At 73.0% G+C, this 18,740-nt stretch carries 19 protein-coding genes; 13 read left to right on the top strand and 6 right to left on the bottom strand.

The features are described 5' to 3' along the window. The first annotated feature begins 136 nt into the window (after window positions 1-136). Together BUE45_RS10650 and BUE45_RS10645 are read left to right on the top strand one after the other, a co-directional pair. Window positions 137-1,017, top strand: a protein-coding gene (locus tag BUE45_RS10650) for an IS5 family transposase (RefSeq protein ID WP_218619521.1) whose coding sequence is annotated in 2 segments (ribosomal slippage) — window positions 137-527 and window positions 527-1,017 — 882 coding nt in all. Because the reading frame shifts where the segments join, the coding sequence is not laid out codon by codon here. A gap of 169 nt (window positions 1,018-1,186) precedes the next feature. Next, window positions 1,187-1,993 carry a PadR family transcriptional regulator gene (locus BUE45_RS10645; RefSeq protein WP_073378252.1) on the top strand — a complete coding sequence of 269 codons (807 nt, stop codon included), beginning with the start codon at window positions 1,187-1,189 and terminating at the stop codon, window positions 1,991-1,993. A 115-nt stretch (window positions 1,994-2,108) separates the two neighbouring features. On the opposite strand, the gene BUE45_RS10640 is transcribed toward BUE45_RS10645, so the two are convergent. Next, window positions 2,109-2,639, bottom strand: coding sequence for a DinB family protein (locus BUE45_RS10640; RefSeq protein WP_073378249.1), 531 nt, complete (start codon window positions 2,637-2,639; stop codon window positions 2,109-2,111). 65 nt (window positions 2,640-2,704) lie between these two features. Beyond that, on the bottom strand, window positions 2,705-3,244 hold the full coding sequence (locus BUE45_RS10635; RefSeq protein WP_073378247.1) for a DinB family protein: 540 nt from the start codon (window positions 3,242-3,244) through the stop codon (window positions 2,705-2,707). Between the two features lie 81 nt (window positions 3,245-3,325). Between BUE45_RS10635 and BUE45_RS10630 the strand changes: the two genes are divergently transcribed. Further along, window positions 3,326-4,018 (top strand): hypothetical protein, encoded by a 693-nt coding sequence (locus tag BUE45_RS10630; protein WP_073378245.1) that lies wholly within the window; start codon window positions 3,326-3,328, stop codon window positions 4,016-4,018. A gap of 7 nt (window positions 4,019-4,025) precedes the next feature. Here the strand turns inward: BUE45_RS10630 and BUE45_RS10625 are convergent, their stop codons facing one another. The 4 genes from BUE45_RS10625 to BUE45_RS10610 all read right to left on the bottom strand — a co-directional run bounded on the left by BUE45_RS10625 (window position 4,026) and on the right by BUE45_RS10610 (window position 8,102). Next, window positions 4,026-5,891: an AMP-dependent synthetase/ligase gene (locus tag BUE45_RS10625; RefSeq protein ID WP_073378243.1), complete on the bottom strand. Its 1,866-nt coding sequence runs from the start codon at window positions 5,889-5,891 to the stop codon at window positions 4,026-4,028. 140 nt (window positions 5,892-6,031) lie between these two features. Next, window positions 6,032-6,487: a Cys-tRNA(Pro) deacylase gene (gene ybaK, locus BUE45_RS10620; RefSeq protein ID WP_073378317.1), complete on the bottom strand. Its 456-nt coding sequence runs from the start codon at window positions 6,485-6,487 to the stop codon at window positions 6,032-6,034. 163 nt (window positions 6,488-6,650) lie between these two features. Then, window positions 6,651-7,424 carry an LON peptidase substrate-binding domain-containing protein gene (locus BUE45_RS10615; protein ID WP_073378241.1) on the bottom strand — a complete coding sequence of 258 codons (774 nt, stop codon included), beginning with the start codon at window positions 7,422-7,424 and terminating at the stop codon, window positions 6,651-6,653. Between the two features lie 117 nt (window positions 7,425-7,541). Continuing rightward, window positions 7,542-8,102 (bottom strand): ferritin, encoded by a 561-nt coding sequence (locus tag BUE45_RS10610; protein ID WP_073378239.1) that lies wholly within the window; start codon window positions 8,100-8,102, stop codon window positions 7,542-7,544. 248 nt (window positions 8,103-8,350) lie between these two features. Here BUE45_RS10610 and hisD point away from each other — a divergent pair, with 248 nt between their 5' ends. From hisD to BUE45_RS10565, 10 genes are all read left to right on the top strand, one after another. Next, on the top strand, window positions 8,351-9,646 hold the full coding sequence (gene hisD, locus BUE45_RS10605) for a histidinol dehydrogenase (RefSeq protein WP_073378237.1): 1,296 nt from the start codon (window positions 8,351-8,353) through the stop codon (window positions 9,644-9,646). Window positions 9,647-9,723: 77 nt separating this feature from the next. After that, window positions 9,724-10,821 (top strand): histidinol-phosphate transaminase, encoded by a 1,098-nt coding sequence (locus tag BUE45_RS10600; protein ID WP_178378503.1) that lies wholly within the window; start codon window positions 9,724-9,726, stop codon window positions 10,819-10,821. Between the two features lie 30 nt (window positions 10,822-10,851). Further along, window positions 10,852-11,445: an imidazoleglycerol-phosphate dehydratase HisB gene (gene hisB, locus BUE45_RS10595; RefSeq protein WP_073378233.1), complete on the top strand. Its 594-nt coding sequence runs from the start codon at window positions 10,852-10,854 to the stop codon at window positions 11,443-11,445. Next, the gene (locus BUE45_RS32490) at window positions 11,446-11,607 is read left to right on the top strand and encodes a hypothetical protein (RefSeq protein WP_178378502.1); all 162 of its coding nucleotides are present in this window, start codon (window positions 11,446-11,448) and stop codon (window positions 11,605-11,607) included. It begins immediately after the preceding gene. A gap of 13 nt (window positions 11,608-11,620) precedes the next feature. After that, a complete protein-coding gene (gene hisH, locus BUE45_RS10590; RefSeq protein ID WP_073378231.1) occupies window positions 11,621-12,283 on the top strand; it encodes an imidazole glycerol phosphate synthase subunit HisH in 663 nt (220 codons plus the stop codon). A 31-nt stretch (window positions 12,284-12,314) separates the two neighbouring features. Further along, window positions 12,315-13,064 carry a bifunctional 1-(5-phosphoribosyl)-5-((5-phosphoribosylamino)methylideneamino)imidazole-4-carboxamide isomerase/phosphoribosylanthranilate isomerase PriA gene (gene priA, locus BUE45_RS10585; RefSeq protein ID WP_073378229.1) on the top strand — a complete coding sequence of 250 codons (750 nt, stop codon included), beginning with the start codon at window positions 12,315-12,317 and terminating at the stop codon, window positions 13,062-13,064. Then, window positions 13,061-13,834, top strand: coding sequence for an imidazole glycerol phosphate synthase subunit HisF (hisF, locus tag BUE45_RS10580; protein ID WP_073378227.1), 774 nt, complete (start codon window positions 13,061-13,063; stop codon window positions 13,832-13,834). Before priA ends, hisF begins: the two co-directional genes overlap by 4 nt. Window positions 13,835-14,066: 232 nt before the next feature. Further along, window positions 14,067-14,645, top strand: coding sequence for a peptidoglycan-binding domain-containing protein (locus tag BUE45_RS10575; protein WP_073378225.1), 579 nt, complete (start codon window positions 14,067-14,069; stop codon window positions 14,643-14,645). A gap of 258 nt (window positions 14,646-14,903) precedes the next feature. Then, complete coding sequence (locus BUE45_RS10570; RefSeq protein WP_073378223.1) at window positions 14,904-16,877, top strand: ABC transporter ATP-binding protein; 1,974 nt, start codon at window positions 14,904-14,906, stop codon at window positions 16,875-16,877. Continuing rightward, complete coding sequence (locus tag BUE45_RS10565; protein ID WP_073378221.1) at window positions 16,874-18,730, top strand: ABC transporter ATP-binding protein; 1,857 nt, start codon at window positions 16,874-16,876, stop codon at window positions 18,728-18,730. The genes BUE45_RS10570 and BUE45_RS10565 overlap by 4 nt, the downstream gene beginning before the upstream one ends. Window positions 18,731-18,740: the final 10 nt, after the last annotated feature.

The following is an 18,740-nucleotide window of genomic DNA, read 5'->3' as shown; positions in this document are numbered from 1 at the left end:
CTAGGGCCTGTTTGGGAATCTTCGTGTAAGCGGATGAAAGCACCAAAGCAGTAACAGCGGGCATGTCGCCCAGCACATGAGCGAAGCCTCCGGTAGACGGGTCAACGACCAAGAAGACAAGTCCGCCGGAGGCTTCGTGCCGACCCTACCCGGCTCCGGGCGCGGTGACCTCACCGACGCCCAGTGGGCCCTGCTCCAACCGTTGCTGCCGGCCCCGGCGAGAGGGCGCCCGCCCCTGCGCTGCAAACGCACTCTGGTCAACGGCATCCGCTGGCGGGTGCGGGCCGGCGCTCCCTGGCGCGACCTGCCCGAACGCTACGGCCCCTGGCAGACGGTCTACGCCCTGTTCCGCCGCTGGAGCCTGGACGGCACCTGGGCGCAGATCCTGGCCTCTTTGCAGTCGATCGCCGACGCGGCGGGCCTGATCCCCTGGCAGGTCAACGTCGACTCCACCATCGTGCGCGCCCACCAGCACGCCGCCGGGGCCCTGAAAAAGGGGAAGGGCAAGATCACGAAACGGACGAGCCCGCCGACCACGCCCTGGGGCGCTCACGCGGTGGGTGGACCACCAAGATCCACCTGGCCTGCGAGCAGGGTCAAAAGCCCCTGGCAGTAGTGATCACCGCCGGGCAGCGGGGGGACGCCCCGCAGTTCGAACCGGTCATGGACCGCGTCCGCGTCGCGGGGCGGGGCCGGTCGGGGCCGGCGCGCACCCGCCCGGTGCGGGTGCGCGCCGATAAGGCCTACAGCTCGAAGGGGATCCGTTCCTACCTGCGCAGACGCAAGATCAAAGCGACGATTCCCGAGCCTCGGGACCGGGTGCGCAACCGCAAACGCAAGGGGCGGCGCGGGGGGCGCCCGCCGGGCTTGGACAAGGCCGATTATCGGGCCCGGCACGCGGTGGAGTGCGGGATCAACCGGCTCAAACGCAACCGGGCGGTGGCCACGCGCTATGACAAGCTCGCCCTTCGCTACGAGGCCACCGTCCAGATCGCTGCCATCAACGAATGGCTCTGACTTCCCAAACAGGCCCTAGACGCCGGTCGACCCCCGACCCCGTGCGCCGTGAACCGGCGCACGGGGATTTTTCTTGTCCCGGACTTGCCAGGCCAAAGTTAGCGATATATCTTTGAGCTATCAGAACAGAGCATGACAGTCGCTCTGTATCGACTCAAAGGAGAACACCATGACGGCCATGGCACTTCCCGGTCCCTGGGACTGGAACGACGACCGCGACGACCACCCGCGCGGGCCCCACCCGCGCCACTTCACCGAGGGCGGACGCGGGGGCGGACGCCGCAGAGGACACCACCACGGCGGCGGTCCCCGCTCCGACTTCGGCCCGGTGGTGCCCCCCGGGCCGCCGGCGCCCCCCATGCCTCCGGGAGGACCCGGCGGATGGGGGCCCGGCCAGTTCGGTCCCGGGGGGCCCTTCGGAGGGTTCGGCCCGTTCGGCGGTCCCGGCGGGGGTCACGGAGGGCACCGGCGCGGCGGTCCCCGTGCGCGGCGCGGTGACGTCCGCACCGGAATCCTGATGCTGCTCGCCGAGGAGCCGCGCAGCGGCTACGAGATCATTCGGGAGGGCCGCGAGCGCAGCGGCGGGGCCTGGCGTCCCAGCCCCGGTTCCATCTATCCGATGCTCCAGCAACTGGAGGACGAGGGGCTCATCGTCCAAGAGGAGGGCGAGGGGCGCCGCCGCCCCTACAAGCTCACCGAGGAGGGCATCGACCACCTCGAAGAGCGCGGCGCCGACCTCACCCCGCCGTGGGAGGCGGCCGCCGACGCCTACGCCGACGACCGCTCCCGCTACGAGGAGATCGGCTCTCTGGCCGCACAGCTCGGTGCCGCCGCCTTCCAGGTGGCCCAGGCCGGAACGCCGGAACAGGTGGACCGTGCCAAGCGGTTGCTGGCCGAGAGCAAGCGCGGCCTGTACCGGATCCTCGCCGAGGACGACCCCGGCGACGAGCCCGAGTCCGACGAGGACCGGGACTGATACCCGGCCCCGCTCCGGACCGGCCCCGGGCCGGGTTCCGGGGCGCTTGCCGAGAACGGCGACGGGGCCTGCCGCGCGATCGCGCGGCAGGCCCCGTCCGTCGTTCCCCGCCCGGCTACTCCCCGGTGGTGCCGTCGGCGAGTTCGCGGAGCACGTCCAGGTGCCCGTTGTGCCGGGCGGTCTCCTCGATCATGTGGACCAGCACCCAGCGCAGGGTCGTGGTGTCCTCGCCCGTGCGGCGGCGCAGCGCCTGGGCGTCCAGCTCCAATTCCGCGGTGATCTCCCGGGAGCGCTCGCACTGCTGCTCGTACTCTTCGAGCAGGGTCCCCAGCGGCACTTCGTTGCCGCGCCGCCACTCGGCGTCCGGGTCCTCGGGGGTCGCGTATCCGGCCTCGGGCAGGCCCAGCAGGATCATCTCGAACCAGGCGTGCTCCACCCACCGCAGGTGGGACACGATCGCGCCCACGCTCATCAGCGGTGACGTGGGCAGCGGGGTGGCCGTCGCGTGCTCCGCGGCGATGCCCGCGCACTTGGCGTGGACCGTGGCGCGGTGCCAGTCCAGCCAGGTGGTGAGCATGGCGCGCTCGTCGGCGGCCACCGGCGGGTCGATGCGTTCGGGTGCCGCGGGGAGGGTGTGTTCCGTCATGTCCCCATCATGTCGGGCCCCGGCCCGGACCTCCATCGGCTTTCGTGTGCCGCGCCGGGCCGGGCTCACTCCCCGGTGGTGCCGTCGGCGAGTTCGCGGAGCACGTCCAGGTGCCCGTTGTGCCGGGCGGTCTCCTCGATCATGTGCAGCAGCACCCAGCGCAGGGTGGTGCGCCCCCGGGACCGCAGCACCCTGCGGGAGGAGGACCCGGTCTCCAGCCTGGCGGCGATGTCCCGCGACCGCGCGCACTGGGCCTCGTACTCCTCCAGCAGGGTGCCCAGGGGGACCTGCGACCCCAGCCGCCACTCCGCGTCGGGGTCCTCCTCGCTGTAGGGGGCCAGGTCCGGCTGGTCCAGCATCACGGTCTCGAACCAGAACGCCTCCACCCACCGCAGGTGGGACACGACGCCGCCCACCGTCATCAGCGGCGACGCCGGCAGCGGCGCGGCCGAGGACAGGGCCGGGTCCAGGCCGGCGCATTTGGCGTGGACCGTGGCGCGGTGCCAGTCCAGCCAGGTGGTGAGCATGGTGCGCTCGTCGGCGGCCGTCGGAGGATCGACACGCGCGGTCAGAGGCAGGTGCAGAGTGCTGTTCTTGTCGCTCATGCCGGTATTCTCCGTTCCGGTCATGCCGCCGATCCACTGGTTTTCCGTGGTGAGGGCACGAGGGCGAGGAGAAGACCGCCGATGGACGACGGGAAGGGCGCGTACGCGCCGCGCGGGCCGCGACCGGTGGCCGTGGCCGCCTGCGTGTTCGGGGCGCTGGTGCTGGCGGGGGCGCTGCTCGGCCCGCTCTGGTGGCTCCTGGCCCCCGACCGGGCCCGGGGCACGGCCCTGGGCGGGGGAGAGGTCTTCACCGGTACCACCGAGGCGCTCTTCGCGGGGGAGGGGAGCTTCGTCCTCATCACCGCGCTGGCCGGACTCGTCGGCGGCTACTCCGCGTACATGGCGCAGTTCGCCCTGGCCCGGCGGCGCCCGCGCGACCTGCGGCTGTGGTGCCTGGTCGCGGGCTTCCTCGGCTCGGCGGCCGCCTCCGTGCTGGTCTGGCGGATCGGGATGCTGCTGGACGCGCCCCTGCACACCGCGCTGGCGCGGGCGCAGGCGGGCGAGGAGGTCGAGGTGGGGCTGCGGCTGGACGCCACCGCGTTCCTGGTCGTCTGGCCGTTCGTCTTCGTGCTCCAGTACGCCCTGCTGGACCTGATCAGCCTGGTCCGCCGCGACCAGCCGGGCGTGCCCCGCGCGGTCCGCGTCCCCGCGGACCCCGCTCCGGCGGGCCCCGTCCCCGGCACCGCGGGCGGGCCGCCGGCCGGGCAGGCCCCGGGGGCGCCGCGGCCCGGCCCCTCACCGGTGGGCGACGGGCCGGATCCGCTGACGGGCTGAGCCGGGCTCACCGGGCCCGCACACCGTCCTCGTACATGCCGTCCAGCAGGTCCTGGTACTTGGTCTCCACCGCGCGGCGCCGCATCTTCAGGCTCGGCGTGATCTCGCCGCCCTCCACGGTCAGGTCGTTGGGCAGGATCGCGAACTTCTTGACGGTCTCGTGCCGGGGCAGGTCCGCGTTGAGCTCGTCGACGGCCTTCTGGACCAGCGCGCGCACCCGGGGCTCCCTGGTGAGGCCGGTGTAGTCCAGGGCCCCCAGGCCGTTCTCCCCGGCCCAGGCCGCGATGGCCTCGGGGTCCAGGGCGACCAGCCCCACGCAGTACGAGCGCCGGTCGCCGTGCACCACCAGGTTGCTGACGTAGGGGCACAGCGCCTTGAAGCGGCTCTCCAGGTGCTGGGGTGCCACGTACTTGCCGTTGGCGGTCTTGATGAGCTCCTTCTTGCGGTCGGTGATGCGGAGCCTGCCGTCCTCCAGGACGCCGATGTCGCCGGTGGCGAACCACCCGTCCTGGTCCATGACCTCCTCGGTGGCGCCCGACAGGTTGTGGTAGCCGCGCATGACGCCGCCGCCGCGCAGCAGGATCTCGCCGTCCTCGGCGAGCTTGACCTCCGTGCCGGGCATCGGCATGCCCACGGTGCCGAATCTGATGCGGCCGGGACGGTTGAGGAAGGACCCCGCGCTGGTCTCGGTGAGCCCGTACCCCTCCAGGATGACGATCCCGGCGCCGTAGAAGAACCGGCCGATCTCGGGGGCCAGCGGCGCGCTGCCGGAGATGAAGAACCGCAGCCGGTCGCCGAAGCGGGCGCGCAGCTTGGAGAACACGAGCCGGTCGGCCACCTTGTGCTGCAGGGCCAGGGCGCCGGAGGGCTCCCTGCCGTCCTCCCTGAGGCGGGCGACCCGCTCGCCCACGCCCGCGGCCCACGTGAAGACGCGGTACTTGGCGGCGCCGCCCTCCCTGGCCTGCATGACGACCCGGTTGTACACCTTCTCGAAGATGCGGGGGGCGGCCGCCATGAAGGTCGGCCGGACCACGGAGAGGTTGTCGACGATCTTGTCGACCCGCCCGTCGACGGCGGTGACGAACCCGATCTGGAGCTGGTTGACCTGCATGAGCTTGCCGAACACGTGGGACAGCGGCAGCCACAGGTACTGGACGTCGTCGGGGCCCAGGAGTTCCCGGCCCTGGCCGCGCAGCTCCCGGTCCAGCTCCTGGAGGGCCTCGCCCTCGTAGATCCAGTTGGCGTGGTCCAGCCGCACGCCCTTGGCGCGCCCGGTGCTGCCGGAGGTGTAGATGAGGGTGGCGATGTGGTCGGGCCGGACGGAGCCGACGAGTTCGTCGAACAGGCCGGGCTCCTCCCCGTGCAGCCGGGCGCCCCGGGAGGCCAGCTCCTCCAGGGTGATCACCCAGCCGTCCTGGCCGCCCTCGCCGTCGAAGACGACCACCTGGGACACGCCGGGGATGCGGGACCGCTGGTCGACGAGCTTGGCCACCTGCTCGGCGTTCTCGGCGAAGACCACCATGCTGCCGGAGTCGGAGACGATGTACGCCGCGTCGGCGGCGGTGGAGGAGGGGTAGACGGTGGTGGACGCGCCGCCCGCGCACAGGATCGCCAGGTCGGCCAGGATCCACTCGATCCTGGTGGAGGAGGCGATGGCGCAGCGGGCCTGGGGGGTGACCCCCAGGGAGTGCAGGCCCAGGGCGAGGTCGCGGACCCGGTCGCGGGTCTGGGACCAGGTCAGGGTCTTCCAGGTCTCGGGAGCGCCGGTGGTGTCGGGGACGGGGTAGGTGAACGCCGTCGCGTCGCCGCTCTCGGCGACACGGGAGGCGAACATGTCCGGAACCGAGGAGAAGGGGGATGAAGTGTTACCCATGTCACAAAGCTACCTTTGGGTAGGGAACGCGGCAACAGCCTATGTCCCCTTGTGACCGGGCTTTCTCGCTTTTATTCCCCCGGTCCGCGCCCTGTCCCCCGCCCCCGGAGGACGCGCCGCGCGGACGTGCCCGCCGCGGCTCAGCCCGCGCCGATGGGCGCGACGACGGCCTCGGTGAGCGCGATGAGGTCGGCGGGCGTCAGTTCCATCTGCAGCCCGCGCCGGCCCGCGGACACGTACACCGTGCGCTGCTCGCGCGCGGAGGCGTCGACGACGGTGCGCAGCCGCTTGCGCTGCCCCAGCGGGCTGATCCCGCCGCGCACGTACCCGGTGGCCTTCTCCGCCAGGGCGGGGTCGGCCATCACGGCCCTCTTGCCGCCCACGGCGGCGGCCAGCGCCTTGAGGTCCAGCGAGGTGCTCACCGGCACGACCCCCACCGTGAGGACCCCGTCGACCTCCGCCACGAGCGTTTTGAACACCCGCCCGCGGGAGATGCCGAGCGCGTCCGCGGCGTCCGTGCCGTAGGAGTGCCCGTCCCCGCCCTCCGCCTCGTACGGGTGCAGGGTGTAGGTGGTCTTGGTCCGTCCGGCCGCCACGGTGGCGGGCGTGGCCCTTCCGCTCATCGGTTCCCCCTCGTCGGAGCCGCGCCCGGCTGCGGGCGCCTGGTCTGTAGGGCAGGCTAACGAACTCCGCGCCGGCGGGACCGCGACCGCGGGGCCGCGTCCCCGCGGCGGATCCGTGCCTCCCGGGGAGGGGCCGTCAGTTGAAGGAGACCCCGTTGTTGAGGAACGGGCCGGCGGGCAGCGTGTTGAGGGTCGGGGTGTGCACGATGCGGTTCTCCCGGCGCAGGAACCGGGCCAGCACCGCGAGCCGGGTCGCGGCGTCCTCCGCCTCCAGCAGCCGCTGCTTCTCCGCCTGGTCGAGCACGACCGCCTCGGACAGGGCGTAGGAGAGCGGGATGGGGTCCTTGGGCGGGTCCACGAACGTCCCGGGGCTGAGCCCGGCGGCGGACAGCCGCTCCCGGTACACCTCGAACAGCCCGCGCACCCGCTCGGCGTGCTCGTCGGCGTCGGGTCCGGTTGCCTCGGGAAGGAACGACACCGACGCGGTGGGATAGACCTCGGGGGAGGAGGCGTCGGCGTCGGACAGGTCGTCCACGGTGAACCGGGTGCCGCCCTCGACCACCAGGTCGTAGCGGCCGTCGTCGTAGGTGCGCACGTTGCGCACCAGGGCGGTGCAGCCGGTGGCGCTGACCCGGGGGAGCCGGACGTCGCCGCCCAGGGTGGGGGTGCCGGCGGGGTTCTCGGGGGTCTGCGCCGAGGAGGTGGCCGCCACCTCGTGCCCCAGTTCGATCCACACCACCCCGAAGCGCCGGGGGGAGCGGTCGCGGCCGGCGAGCTCGCCGCGGGTGAGGGTGGGGCCGAGCAGTTCGGAGACCAGCCGCCGGTAACGCGGCTCGAAGACGTGCAGGGGGACGTTCACACCGGGGAACAGGACGGTGTTCAACGGAAAGATCGGCAGAGCCTGGGCCATGGCCCCAGTATGCCTTTTGTCACGGCCGCGCGGGGTGGGACACCCGCGGGGGCGCCCGGCCGCGGCCGGGCGCCCCCGCGGAGCCGCGGACCGGCGGCGCGGTCCGCGGGAAAGGCCTCAGGAAACGGACGGGCCCGCGGTGTCCGGGGCGTTCAGGCTCCCGTTGTCCTCGGAGGGCATGTCGCGGGCGACGAAGGTCTCCACGTCGAACAGGTTCCCGTGGGAGCGGTCCACCACGTTCAGCAGGGTGGACATCTTGGCGATCTCCTCGACCTGCTCCTGGATGAACCACTGGAGGAACTGCTCGCCGGTGTAGTCGTCCTCGTCGCGGGCGACCCGGGCCAGCCGCTGGAACTGGTCGGAGACCTCGCGCTCCTGGCGCAGGGCGAGGGCGACGAGGTCGCGCGGCGCCGCGAAGTCGGTCTCGATCTCGTCGACGCCCGGGAGGGAGAAGTCGACGTCGCGGTCGATGAGGTAGCGCACCAGCATCATGGCGTGGTCGCGCTCCTCCAGGGACTGCTCGTAGAACACCCGGGCCAGCTGGGGCAGGTCCTGCGTGTCGAACCAGGAGGCGAGCGCCACGTACTGGTGCGAGGCCGTGAACTCGTGCCGCACCTGGTCGATGAGGAGGCGGTGGAACTTGGAAAGGCCGCTATCGCTGCTCTTGTTCGAACTCATGCCCCTACAATAACTCATCCGAAGCCATTTTTGTAAATCAGCGAAACGCCGGGAAATTTGTTAGGCAAGCCTTTCTGAACTTCGTTTAGGTAAGGTAAGCCAAAGTAAGGTGGAACTAATTCGGCGTTTTCGTTCCCGCTGGTGGCGAATGCCCCGGGACGCGGGGGCGGACCCTTCGGCGCGGGCCCCCTGTCCACCATCCGGACGGCCGAGCCCACCGCTCGGGCATCGCCCCCTAGACTGGAGCCGTGATCAGTCGAATCGACCTCCGAGGCAGCCAGGACGACCCCCGCGACGCCCTTCCGCGCGCGGCCATGGACGTGGCGGACGCCGCCGAGCGCGTGCGCCCCCTGTGCGAGGACGTCCGCCATCGCGGTGTCGAGGCGCTGATCGAGCTCACCGAGCGCTTCGACGGGGTCCGGCTCCCGGGCATCCGCGTTCCCAAGGACGCGATCGACGCCGCCCTGGCCGGCCTGGACCCGGCCGTACGCGCCGCGCTGGAGGAGTCCGTCCGCCGCGCCCGCAAGGTCCACCGCGACCAGCGCCGCACCGACCACACCACGCAGGTCGTCCCCGGCGGCACCGTCACCGAGCGCTGGATCCCGGTCGACCGGGTCGGCCTGTACGTCCCGGGCGGACGCGCCGTCTACCCGTCCAGCGTCGTCATGAACGTCGTCCCCGCCCAGGAGGCGGGGGTGCGCTCCCTGGCGGTCACCTCGCCGCCGCAGAAGGACTTCGGCGGCCTGCCGCACCCCACCATCCTCGCCGCCTGCGCCCTGCTGGGCGTCGACGAGGTGTACGCCGTCGGCGGCGCCCAGGCCGTCGCCATGTTCGCCTACGGCGCCGGCGAGTGCGCCCGCGCCGACCTGGTCACCGGCCCCGGCAACATCTGGGTGGCCGCCGCCAAGCGCCTCCTCAAGGGGGTCGTCGGCATCGACGCCGAGGCGGGCCCCACCGAGATCGCGGTCCTGGCCGACGCCACCGCAGACCCCGACCACGTGGCCGCCGACCTGGTCAGCCAGGCCGAGCACGACGTCGTGGCCGCCTCCGTCCTGGTCACCCCGGACGAGGCCCTGGCCGACGCCGTCGCCGAGCGCGTGCGCGTGCGCGCCGCCGCCACCCGGCACGCCGACCGCGTTCGGGAGGCCCTGTCGGGGCCCCAGTCCGGCATCGTCCTGGTCGACGACCTCGACCACGGGCTCGACGTCGTCAACGCCTACGCCGCAGAACACCTGGAGGTCATGACCGCCGACGCCGCAGCCGTCGCGGCCCGCGTGCGCAACGCCGGGGCGATCTTCGTCGGCGCCCACTCCCCGGTCTCCCTCGGCGACTACGCCGCGGGGTCCAACCACGTGCTGCCCACCGGCGGCTGCGCCTGCCACAGCGGCGGGCTGAGCGTGCAGACCTTCCTGCGCGGGGTGCACGTGGTCGAGTACGACCGCGACGCGTTGGCGGACGTGGCCCACCACGTCATCACCCTCGCCGAGGCCGAGGACCTGCCCGCCCACGGCGAGGCCGTCGCCGCGCGGTTCCCCACGGCCTGAACCGCGACCGACCGGACGGTGCGGGGCGCCCAGGGGCCCCGCCCGGGCCCCGCGCGCCGCACCGCCCACGACCGACCATGAGCGTGACACCCGTGAGCTTCACTCTGAACGACCTGCCCCTGCGCGACGACCTGCGCGGACGCTCGCCCTACGGGGCCCCGCAGATCGACGTGCCGGTGGTCCTCAACACCAACGAGAACCCGCACCCGCCGTCGGAGCGGCTGGCCCGAGCCCTGGCCGACGCCGTCGCCGCGACCGCGGCGGGCCTGAACCGCTACCCCGACCGCGACGCCGTGCGCCTGCGCCAGGGCCTGGCCGACTACCTCGGCCACGGCCTGACCACCGCGAACGTGTGGGCGGCCAACGGCTCCAACGAGGTCCTCCAGCAGATCCTCCAGGCCTTCGGCGGGCCGGGCCGCACCGCGATGGGCTTCGAGCCGTCCTACTCGATGCACCCCATCATCTCCCGCGGCACGGGCACCGCCTGGGCATCGGTGCCGCGCACCGCCGACTTCCGCGTCGACGTGGACGCCGCCCTGGCCGCCATCGCCGAGCACCGGCCCAGCGTCGTGTTCCTGACCTCTCCCAACAACCCGACGGGCACGGCGCTGTCGGTCGCCGACACGGCGCGCATCGCCGCCGCGGCGCCGGGGGTGGTCGTCGTGGACGAGGCCTACGCCGAGTTCCGCCGCGAGGGCACCCCCAGCGCCCTGGAGCTGCTGGCGGACCACCCGCGCCTGGTCGTGTCGCGCACCATGTCCAAGGCGTTCGCCCTGGCGGGCGCCCGGGTGGGCTACCTGGCCGCGCACCCGGCGGTGGTGGAGGCCCTCCAGCTGGTGCGCCTGCCCTACCACCTGTCGGCCGTCACGCAGACGGTCGCGCTGGTGGCCCTGGACCACGCCGACGAGCTGCTGGGCGCCGTCGCGGACCTGCGCGCCGAGCGCGACTCCCTGGTGGGGTGGCTGCGCGGCCACGGGTTCGCCGTCGCCGACTCCGACGCCAACTTCGTCCTGTTCGGTGAGTTCGAGGACCGCTCGGCGGTCTGGAGGGCCCTGCTCGACCGCGACGTGCTCATCCGCGAGGTCGGGCCGCCCGGCTGGCTGCGCGTCACCGTGGGCACCGCGCGGGAGACGGCGGTCTTCCGCGACACCCTGCTGGCCGTCACCGGACGCTGACCCGCCCCTTTCCCATCAGGAGGACCCACCATGAGCCGCATCGGACGCGTGGAGCGCGCCACCAAGGAGACCAAGGTCCTGGTCGAGATCGACCTGGACGGCACCGGCGTCGCCGACGTCTCCACCGGCGTCGGCTTCTTCGACCACATGCTCGACCAGCTCGCCAAGCACGGCCTGTTCGACCTCACCGTGCGCACCGAGGGCGACCTGCACATCGACTCCCACCACACCATGGAGGACACCGCGCTGGCCCTGGGCGCGGCCTTCCGGGAGGCGCTGGGCGACAAGGCGGGGATCCGCCGCTTCGCCGACGCCAAGGTGCCCTTGGACGAGGCGCTGGCGGAGGTGACCGTGGACGTGTCGGGCCGCCCCTACCTGGTGCACGGCGAGCCGGAGGGCATGGCGCCGCTCATCGGCCGCGACTACGACACGACCATGACCCGCCACATCCTGGAGTCGTTCGTCGCCCAGGCGCGGGTGGCCCTGCACGTGCGCGTGCCCTACGGCCGCAACGCCCACCACATCGTGGAGTGCCAGTTCAAGGCGCTGGCGCGGGCGCTGCGCTTCGCCACGGAGAAGGACCCCCGCGTCACGGGGATCCCCTCGACCAAGGGCGCCCTGTAGATGGACACCGATCTGTGGGGCCTGGCCCTGATCGTGCTGGGCGGCTTCCTCGGCGGGGGCGCCTACGCGATGTGGAGGGTCAACAAGCCCATCGCCGTGGCCCTGGCCGGGTGCACGGTGCTCGCCGTGGCCTCGGGCGCCCTGCGCCTGGGCTACTTCTAAGGGGAGGAACACCATGCCGCCACGCGTGGTCGTGCTCGACTACGGGTCGGGCAACCTGCGTTCGGCCCAGCGCGCCATGGAGCGCACCGGCGCGGAGGTCTGCGTCACCTCCGACCCGCACGCCGCCCTGGACGCGGACGGCCTGGTCGTCCCGGGTGTGGGCGCCTTCAGCGCCTGCATGGCCGGGCTGAAGAAGGCGCACGGCGACCGCATCATCGGCCGCCGCCTGGCCGGGGGCCGCCCGGTCCTGGGCATCTGCGTGGGCATGCAGGTGCTGTTCGACAAGGGTGTGGAGCGCGCGGACCCGCGGGCCGGGGACGAGGTCACCGAGGGGTGCGGGGAGTGGCCCGGCACGGTGGAGCGCCTGGAGGCGCCGATCCTGCCGCACATGGGCTGGAACACCGTGCGCGCCCCGCGGGACTCGCGGCTGTTCGCCGGTACCGCCCCCGACGACCGCTTCTACTTCGTGCACTCCTACGCGGTGCGCCGCTGGGAGCAGGCCTTCCAGAACCCGCGCATCGCCCCGCCCCTGGTGACCTGGGCCGAGCACGGGGAGCCCTTCGTCGCGGCGGTCGAGAACGGGCCGCTGTGGGCCACCCAGTTCCACCCGGAGAAGTCCGGGGAGGCGGGGGCGCGCATCCTGGCCAACTGGGTCGCGACCCTCCCGCAGGCATAGTTTTCCGGACCAACGAGCACGAGAAGGCCCCATGACCGGCGAGACCAACCCGCCCGCACTCGAACTCCTGCCCGCCGTGGACGTGTCGGGCGGCCAGGCCGTCCAGCTCGTCCAGGGCAGGGCGGGGTCGGGCGGACAGTACGGCGACCCCTTCAAGGCCGCGCAGGCCTGGCAGGAGGCGGGCGCCGAGTGGATCCACCTGGTGGACCTGGACGCCGCCTTCGGCCGCGGACACAACCGCGACCTGCTGCGCGACATCGTGGACCGCCTCGACGTCAAGGTGGAGATGTCCGGCGGCATCCGCGACGACGAGTCGCTGGCCGCGGCCCTGGCCACGGGCTGCACCCGGGTGAACATCGGCACCGCCGCCCTGGAGCACCCCGAGTGGTGCGGGCGGATCATCGCCGAGCACGGGGACGCGATCGCGATCGGCCTGGACGTGCGCGGCACCACCCTGGCGGCCCGCGGCTGGACGCGCGAGGGAGGCGACCTCTTCGAGACCCTGGAGCGCCTGGAGGAGCAGGGGTGCGCCCGGTACGTCGTCACCGACGTCGACAAGGACGGCACCCTCAGGGGCCCCAACCTGGACCTGCTGCGCACGGTGTGCGCGCGCACCGACAAGCCGGTGGTGGCCAGCGGCGGGGTGTCCTGCCTGGACGACCTGCGGGCCATCGCGGGCCTGGTGCCGCTGGGCGTGGAGGGCGCCATCATGGGCACGGCCCTGTACGAGGGGGCGTTCACGCTCCAGGACGCGCTGGCGACCGCGGCGGCGGCGCGATGAGCCTCGCGGTCCGAGTCATCCCCTGCCTGGACGTGGACGCCGGGCGGGTGGTCAAGGGCGTCAACTTCGAGAACCTGCGCGACGCGGGCGACCCGGTGGAGCTGGCCGGGACCTACGACGCGGGGGGCGCCGACGAGCTGACCTTCCTGGACGTGACCGCCTCCAGCGGCGACCGGGAGACCACCTTCGACGTGGTGCGCCGTACCGCCGACCAGGTGTTCATCCCGCTGACGGTGGGCGGCGGCGTGCGCACCGCGGACGACGTGGACCGGCTGCTGCGGGCGGGCGCGGACAAGGTGGGCGTGAACACCGCGGCGATCGCCCGCCCCGGGCTCATCGGGGAGATCGCCGAGAGGTTCGGCCGCCAGGTTCTGGTGCTGTCCGCGGACGTGCGGCGGGTGCGCGGCGCAGACGCGCCCACCCCGAGCGGGTTCGAGGTGACCACGCACGGGGGCCGCCGGGGGACCGGCATCGACGCCCTGGAGTGGTGCGAGCGTGCCGCCCGGCTGGGGGCGGGGGAGATCCTGCTCAACTCGATGGACGCCGACGGCACCCGGCAGGGCTTCGACCTGGAGCTGATCGGGGCGGTGCGGGCCCGGGTGGAGGTGCCGCTGATCGCCTCGGGCGGCGCGGGCGCGGTGGAGCACTTCGCGCCGGCGGTGGCGGCGGGCGCCGACGCGGTGCTGGCCGCCACGGTGTTCCACTTCGGGGAGTTCACCATCGCCGACGTCAAGGAGAGCCTGCGCGCGGCGGGGCACCCCGTCCGCTGACCCCGTCCCCGCACGGCCCGGCGCGCCCGCGCCGGGCCGTTCTGCGTGTGCGGGCCCGAGCGGGACCACGCGCGGCACCCCGATCGGGTTCACATGATTTAGACAAAATGTCCGATGAAGCTAGCCAAGTATGTCTTTTTGGAGGTATTGGCGGCGTATTGGTGAACGCGGTGCGCACCCCGCACATCCCACCATGTGACCTGAAAAACACACGGGGAAGGGATCACCCTCCATGTCCGCCACCATCGCCGCACGCGCCGCCGCCCTCCTCACGACGGGCCTGCTCGCGTTCGCCACCGCCCTCCTGGGCGCCTCCCCGGCCTCGGCCGACGACCTCGGCGCCACCTCCGAGGACACCGTCGCCGAGATCGAGGCCGCCGCCTGGCCCGAGTACGAGACGGGCGACACCGACGTCGACGTCCTGGTCGCCAAGCTCCTCATCACCGAGCAGGGCTTCGACCCGGGCGCCGAGGACGCCGACTTCGACGGCGAGTTCCGCGCCGCGGTCCTCAACTACCAGAACGCCAACGACCTGGCCGACACCGGCGCCCTCGACGCCGAGACCTGGCTGCTGCTGCGCGAGCAGACCTTCGGCGAGTACGGGCCCGGCGACAGCGGCAACGTCGTCCGCGCCGTCCAGCACGCGCTCAACGCCAAGTTCCAGGCGCACATCGGCGTCGACGGCGCCTACGGCCCCGTCACCGAGGCCGCCGTGCGCGAGGCGCAGGAGTTCTTCGGCATCGGCGCCGACGGCATCGTCGGCCCGCTCACCTTCCGCGCCCTGGTCACCTACCAGGACTACGACAGGTAGGAACCCGTCCCACCGACGTCCGGCCCCTCCCCTCGGGGGGCCGGACCCGTGTCCGCTCCGTCACCGCCTGGACGGAATAGCACCGATGGGCCGCGCGCTGAAACAATCCGGTGGAACCTGTCGGAGCCGCTGGATAAGTTGGCACGGCACGCACCCCGTGCCCTTCGGCGTGCCCGGAGGCCGGGGCGCGGCGAACGGTCCGCGCCGGGAGCCCTCCCAGGGGGCGCACCCGCGCGCGCATGGAGAAACGGGGGGCGCATGGCGCAGGGTACGGCAACCGCGGGGGAACGCACCGGGGAGGACGCCGACGACTCGTCCGCCGCCCACCGGGGGGTGTTCGGCCGGGGCATGAAGGTGCTGTGGACCGCCGCCCGCACCGAGCCCTGGATCTTCTCCGTCGCCGTCGCCGGCGCCATGCTGCACGCCGCCGTCACCGTCGCCTCCGCCTCCGTGCTGGGGTACCTCACCGACCACACCGTCATCCCGGCCTTCGAGCGCGGTTCGACCACCGCCGCCGCCCTGGTCGCGGCGGCCGCCCTGCTCATGGCCGTGGGCCTGGGCAAGGCCGCGGGCATCGCCGTGCGCCGCATGCTGGCCGCCCTCATGCAGTTCCGGCTCCAGGCCCGCTACCGCCGGGCGGTGGCCCGCAAGTACCTCGAACTCCCGCTGTCCTGGCACCACCGCCACCCCACCGGGCAGCTGCTGTCCAACGCCAACGCCGACGTCGAGGCCGCCTGGCAGCCGCTCGCCCCGCTGCCCATGGCCGTGGGCAGCGTGTTCATGCTCGTCATCGCCTCCGTGGCGATGCTCGTCACCGACCCGCTGCTGGCCGCGGTCGCCTTCGTCGTCTTCCCGCTGCTGGTCGTCGTCAACGTCGTCTTCCAGCGCCGTGTCTCGCCCATGGCCTCCCGCGCCCAGGCGCTGCGCGCCGAGGTCAGCGGGGTCGCCCACGAGTCCTTCGACGGCGCCCTGGTCGTCAAGACCCTGGGCCGGGAGGACACCGAGACCGAGCGCTTCACCGAGTCCGCCCACCGGCTGCGCGACGCCCTCATCCAGGTGGGCCGGATGCGCTCCCTGTTCGACCCCGTCATGGAGGCCCTGCCCAACTTCGGCGTGCTGGCCGTCCTGCTGCTGGGCATGTGGCGGCTGTCCACCGGCGCCATCGAACCCGGCGACCTCGTCCAGATCGCCTTCCTGTTCACCCTGCTGTCCATGCCCATCCGCTCCTTCGGGTGGATCCTGGGCGACCTGCCCCGCAGCGTCGTGGGCTGGGACCGCGTCCAGTCGGTGCTGCGCTCGGAGGGCTCCATGGGCCACGGCACGAGCACCCTGGACGGCACCGGCGGCCTCGCCCTGAGCGCCCGCGGCGTCGTGTTCTCCTACGCCGACTCCTACGACAGCGACGGCCGGGACCTGATGTCCGACGACGCCGACGCCCCCCGCACCACCGTCCTGGACGGCGTCGACCTGGACATCGACCCCGGGCGCACCGTGGCCCTGGTCGGGCCCACCGGATCGGGCAAGTCCACGCTCACCACGGTCCTCATGCGCCTGGTCGACCCGGACGAGGGCACCGTCTCCTACGACGGGACCGACGTCCGCGACCTGGCCCGCGACCAGATCCCCCGGCACGCCGCCCTCGTGCCGCAGAGCACCTTCGTGTTCGAGGACACCGTCCGCGGCAACGTCACCCTGGGCGAGGACATCGGCGACGAACAGGTGTGGGCGGCGCTGCGCCTGGCCCGCGCCGACGGGTTCATCGCCGAACTCGACGGCGGCCTGGACGCCCCCCTGGGCGAGAAGGGCACCACGCTGTCGGGCGGCCAGCGCCAGCGGCTGGCCCTGGCCCGCGCCGTGGTCCGCGAGCCGCGGCTGCTCGTCCTGGACGACGCCACCTCCGCGGTCGACCCCCAGATCGAGGCGCAGATCCTGGCGGGGCTGCGCGAGCGCGGCACGTCCGCGACCGTGATCGTCGTCGCCTACCGCCGCGCCACCATCGAGCTCGCCGACGAGGTCGTCTACCTCGAACGAGGCCGCGTGCTGGCCCGCGGCACCCACGCCGAGCTGCTGGAGACCTCCGCGGGCTACAACCGCCTCGTGACCGCCTACGAGCGCGCCTCCGCCGAGAACGACGCGGCCGGCGCCCCCGTCCCGGAGGCCCCCGCCCCCGTGGACCCCACCCGACGAGCCGCGGTCCGCGGCGACGACCTCACCGAGGAGACGAGCCGATGAGCGCACCCGCCCGCACCAGGGAACAGGACGAGCGCGGCCCCGCGGACCCGCGGGACCCGGCCCCCGGACGCGCCGACTCCGCGGTGTCCCTGCACCGGTCCACCGGTTCGGCCGTGGACACCCTGCGGCGCGGCCTGAGCCTGTCCCCGGAGTTCGCCCGGGGGCTGTGGCTGACCCTGGCGTTCGCGGTGGCCGCGACGGTCGGCAAGGTCGTGGTGCCCGTCGCCGTGCAGCAGATCATCGACAACGGCATCACCGGCACCGGCGGCCCCGACCTGGGCTTCGTCGCGCGCATGGTGGCCGTCTGCGCGGGGCTGCTGGTCGTCACGATGGCCTGTTCGTACCTGATGAACGTGCGCCTGTACAAGGCCACGGAGTCGGGGCTGGCCACCCTGCGCCGCAAGGCGTTCCGGCACGTCCACGACCTGTCGGTGCTGACCCAGAACAGCGAGCGCAAGGGCGCCCTGGTCTCCCGCGTCACCAGCGACGTGGACCAGATCAGCACGTTCATGCAGTGGGGCGGCATCCTCCTCATCGTCAGCGCCGGGCAGCTGCTCATCGCCACCACCCTCATGGCCGTCTACTCCTGGCAGCTCACCCTGGTGGTGTGGGTGTGCTTCCTGCCGCTGCTGTTCGGGGTGCGCTGGCTCCAGGGGCTGCTGTCCAAGGCCTACCTGAAGGTCCGCGAGAACACCGGCGACATGCTGGGCGTCATCGGCGAGACCGTCATGGGCGCCGCCGTCATCCGCGCCCACGGAACCGAGGAGCGCACCGCCCGCCGCATCGACACGACGGTGCTCGCCACCCGCCGCTCCCAGGTGCGGGCCCAGCGCCTGTCCGTGGCGGTGTCCCCGTTCGCGGAGATCGTCTCGGCCGTCGGCAACACGGCCGTGGTGCTGCTGGGGGTGTGGCTGGGCCTGGACGGCGACCTGACGGCCGGCCGCCTCATCGCGTTCCTGTTCCTGATGACCCTGTTCATCCAGCCCATGATGATGGCCACCGAGATCTTCAACGAGGCGCAGAACGCCATCGCGGGCTGGCGCCGGGTGCTGGGCGTGCTGGACACCGTCCCCGACATCTCCGACCCGGGGGAGGCCGGGACGGTGCTGCCGCGCGGGCCGGTGCGGGTGGACTTCGACCGCGTCACCTACTCCTACCCCGAGGGCCCGGTCGTCCTGGACGACGTGGCGGTGGCGATCGAGCCGGGCACCCGGGTCGCGGTGGTGGGGGAGACGGGGTCGGGCAAGACCACGTTCGTCAAGCTCCTCACCCGGCTGATGGACCCCGAGCGGGGCACGGTCCTGCTCGACGGCACGGACCTGCGCGAGATCGCGTTCTCGTCGCTGCGCGGCCGGGTCGTCATGGTCCCCCAGGAGGGGTTCCTGTTCGACAGCTCCCTGGGCGACAACATCCGCTTCGCCCGCCCCGAGAGCACCGACGCCGAACTGCGCGCCGCCATCGCCGACCTGGGTCTGGACGAGTGGCTGGGCAGCCTCGCCCACGGCCTGGACACCCCGGTGGGCCAGCGCGGCGAGTCGCTGTCGGCGGGGGAGCGCCAGCTGGTGGCGCTCATCCGCGCCTACGTGGCCGACCCCGACCTGCTAGTCCTGGACGAGGCGACCTCGGCCGTGGACCCGCACACCGAGATGCGCATCCAGCGGGCCCTGGACCGGCTCACCCGGGGGCGGACCTCGGTGGCGATCGCCCACCGCCTGTCCACGGCGGAGGCCGCCGACCGCGTGCTGGTGTTCGACGACGGCCGCATCGTGCAGAGCGGGCCGCACGCCGAGCTGGTGTCCCGGCCGGGCGTCTACGCCGACCTGTACGCCTCCTGGGTGCGCTCCTCGGCGTGACCGGCGCCCC

Source organism: Nocardiopsis flavescens (genome assembly GCF_900141985.1).
In the GTDB taxonomy this organism is placed as follows: Bacteria; Actinomycetota; Actinomycetes; order Streptosporangiales; family Streptosporangiaceae; genus Nocardiopsis; species Nocardiopsis flavescens.
This window is presented reverse-complemented; position numbering and strand designations above follow the sequence as displayed.

Excerpts from the sequence above, each read along its gene's own strand:
- BUE45_RS10645 (WP_073378252.1), top strand. The coding sequence starts at position 1,187 with ATGACGGCCATGGCACTTCCCGGTCCCTGGGACTGGAACGACGACCGC.
- BUE45_RS10640 (WP_073378249.1), bottom strand. The coding sequence starts at position 2,639 with ATGACGGAACACACCCTCCCCGCGGCACCCGAACGCATCGACCCGCCG.
- BUE45_RS10635 (WP_073378247.1), bottom strand. The coding sequence starts at position 3,244 with ATGAGCGACAAGAACAGCACTCTGCACCTGCCTCTGACCGCGCGTGTC.
- BUE45_RS10630 (WP_073378245.1), top strand. The coding sequence starts at position 3,326 with ATGGACGACGGGAAGGGCGCGTACGCGCCGCGCGGGCCGCGACCGGTG.
- BUE45_RS10625 (WP_073378243.1), bottom strand. The coding sequence starts at position 5,891 with ATGGGTAACACTTCATCCCCCTTCTCCTCGGTTCCGGACATGTTCGCC.
- BUE45_RS10615 (WP_073378241.1), bottom strand. The coding sequence starts at position 7,424 with ATGGCCCAGGCTCTGCCGATCTTTCCGTTGAACACCGTCCTGTTCCCC.
- BUE45_RS10610 (WP_073378239.1), bottom strand. The coding sequence starts at position 8,102 with ATGAGTTCGAACAAGAGCAGCGATAGCGGCCTTTCCAAGTTCCACCGC.
- BUE45_RS10600 (WP_178378503.1), top strand. The coding sequence starts at position 9,724 with ATGAGCGTGACACCCGTGAGCTTCACTCTGAACGACCTGCCCCTGCGC.
- hisB (WP_073378233.1), top strand. The coding sequence starts at position 10,852 with ATGAGCCGCATCGGACGCGTGGAGCGCGCCACCAAGGAGACCAAGGTC.
- BUE45_RS32490 (WP_178378502.1), top strand. The coding sequence starts at position 11,446 with ATGGACACCGATCTGTGGGGCCTGGCCCTGATCGTGCTGGGCGGCTTC.
- hisH (WP_073378231.1), top strand. The coding sequence starts at position 11,621 with ATGCCGCCACGCGTGGTCGTGCTCGACTACGGGTCGGGCAACCTGCGT.
- priA (WP_073378229.1), top strand. The coding sequence starts at position 12,315 with ATGACCGGCGAGACCAACCCGCCCGCACTCGAACTCCTGCCCGCCGTG.
- hisF (WP_073378227.1), top strand. The coding sequence starts at position 13,061 with ATGAGCCTCGCGGTCCGAGTCATCCCCTGCCTGGACGTGGACGCCGGG.
- BUE45_RS10575 (WP_073378225.1), top strand. The coding sequence starts at position 14,067 with ATGTCCGCCACCATCGCCGCACGCGCCGCCGCCCTCCTCACGACGGGC.
- BUE45_RS10570 (WP_073378223.1), top strand. The coding sequence starts at position 14,904 with ATGGCGCAGGGTACGGCAACCGCGGGGGAACGCACCGGGGAGGACGCC.
- BUE45_RS10565 (WP_073378221.1), top strand. The coding sequence starts at position 16,874 with ATGAGCGCACCCGCCCGCACCAGGGAACAGGACGAGCGCGGCCCCGCG.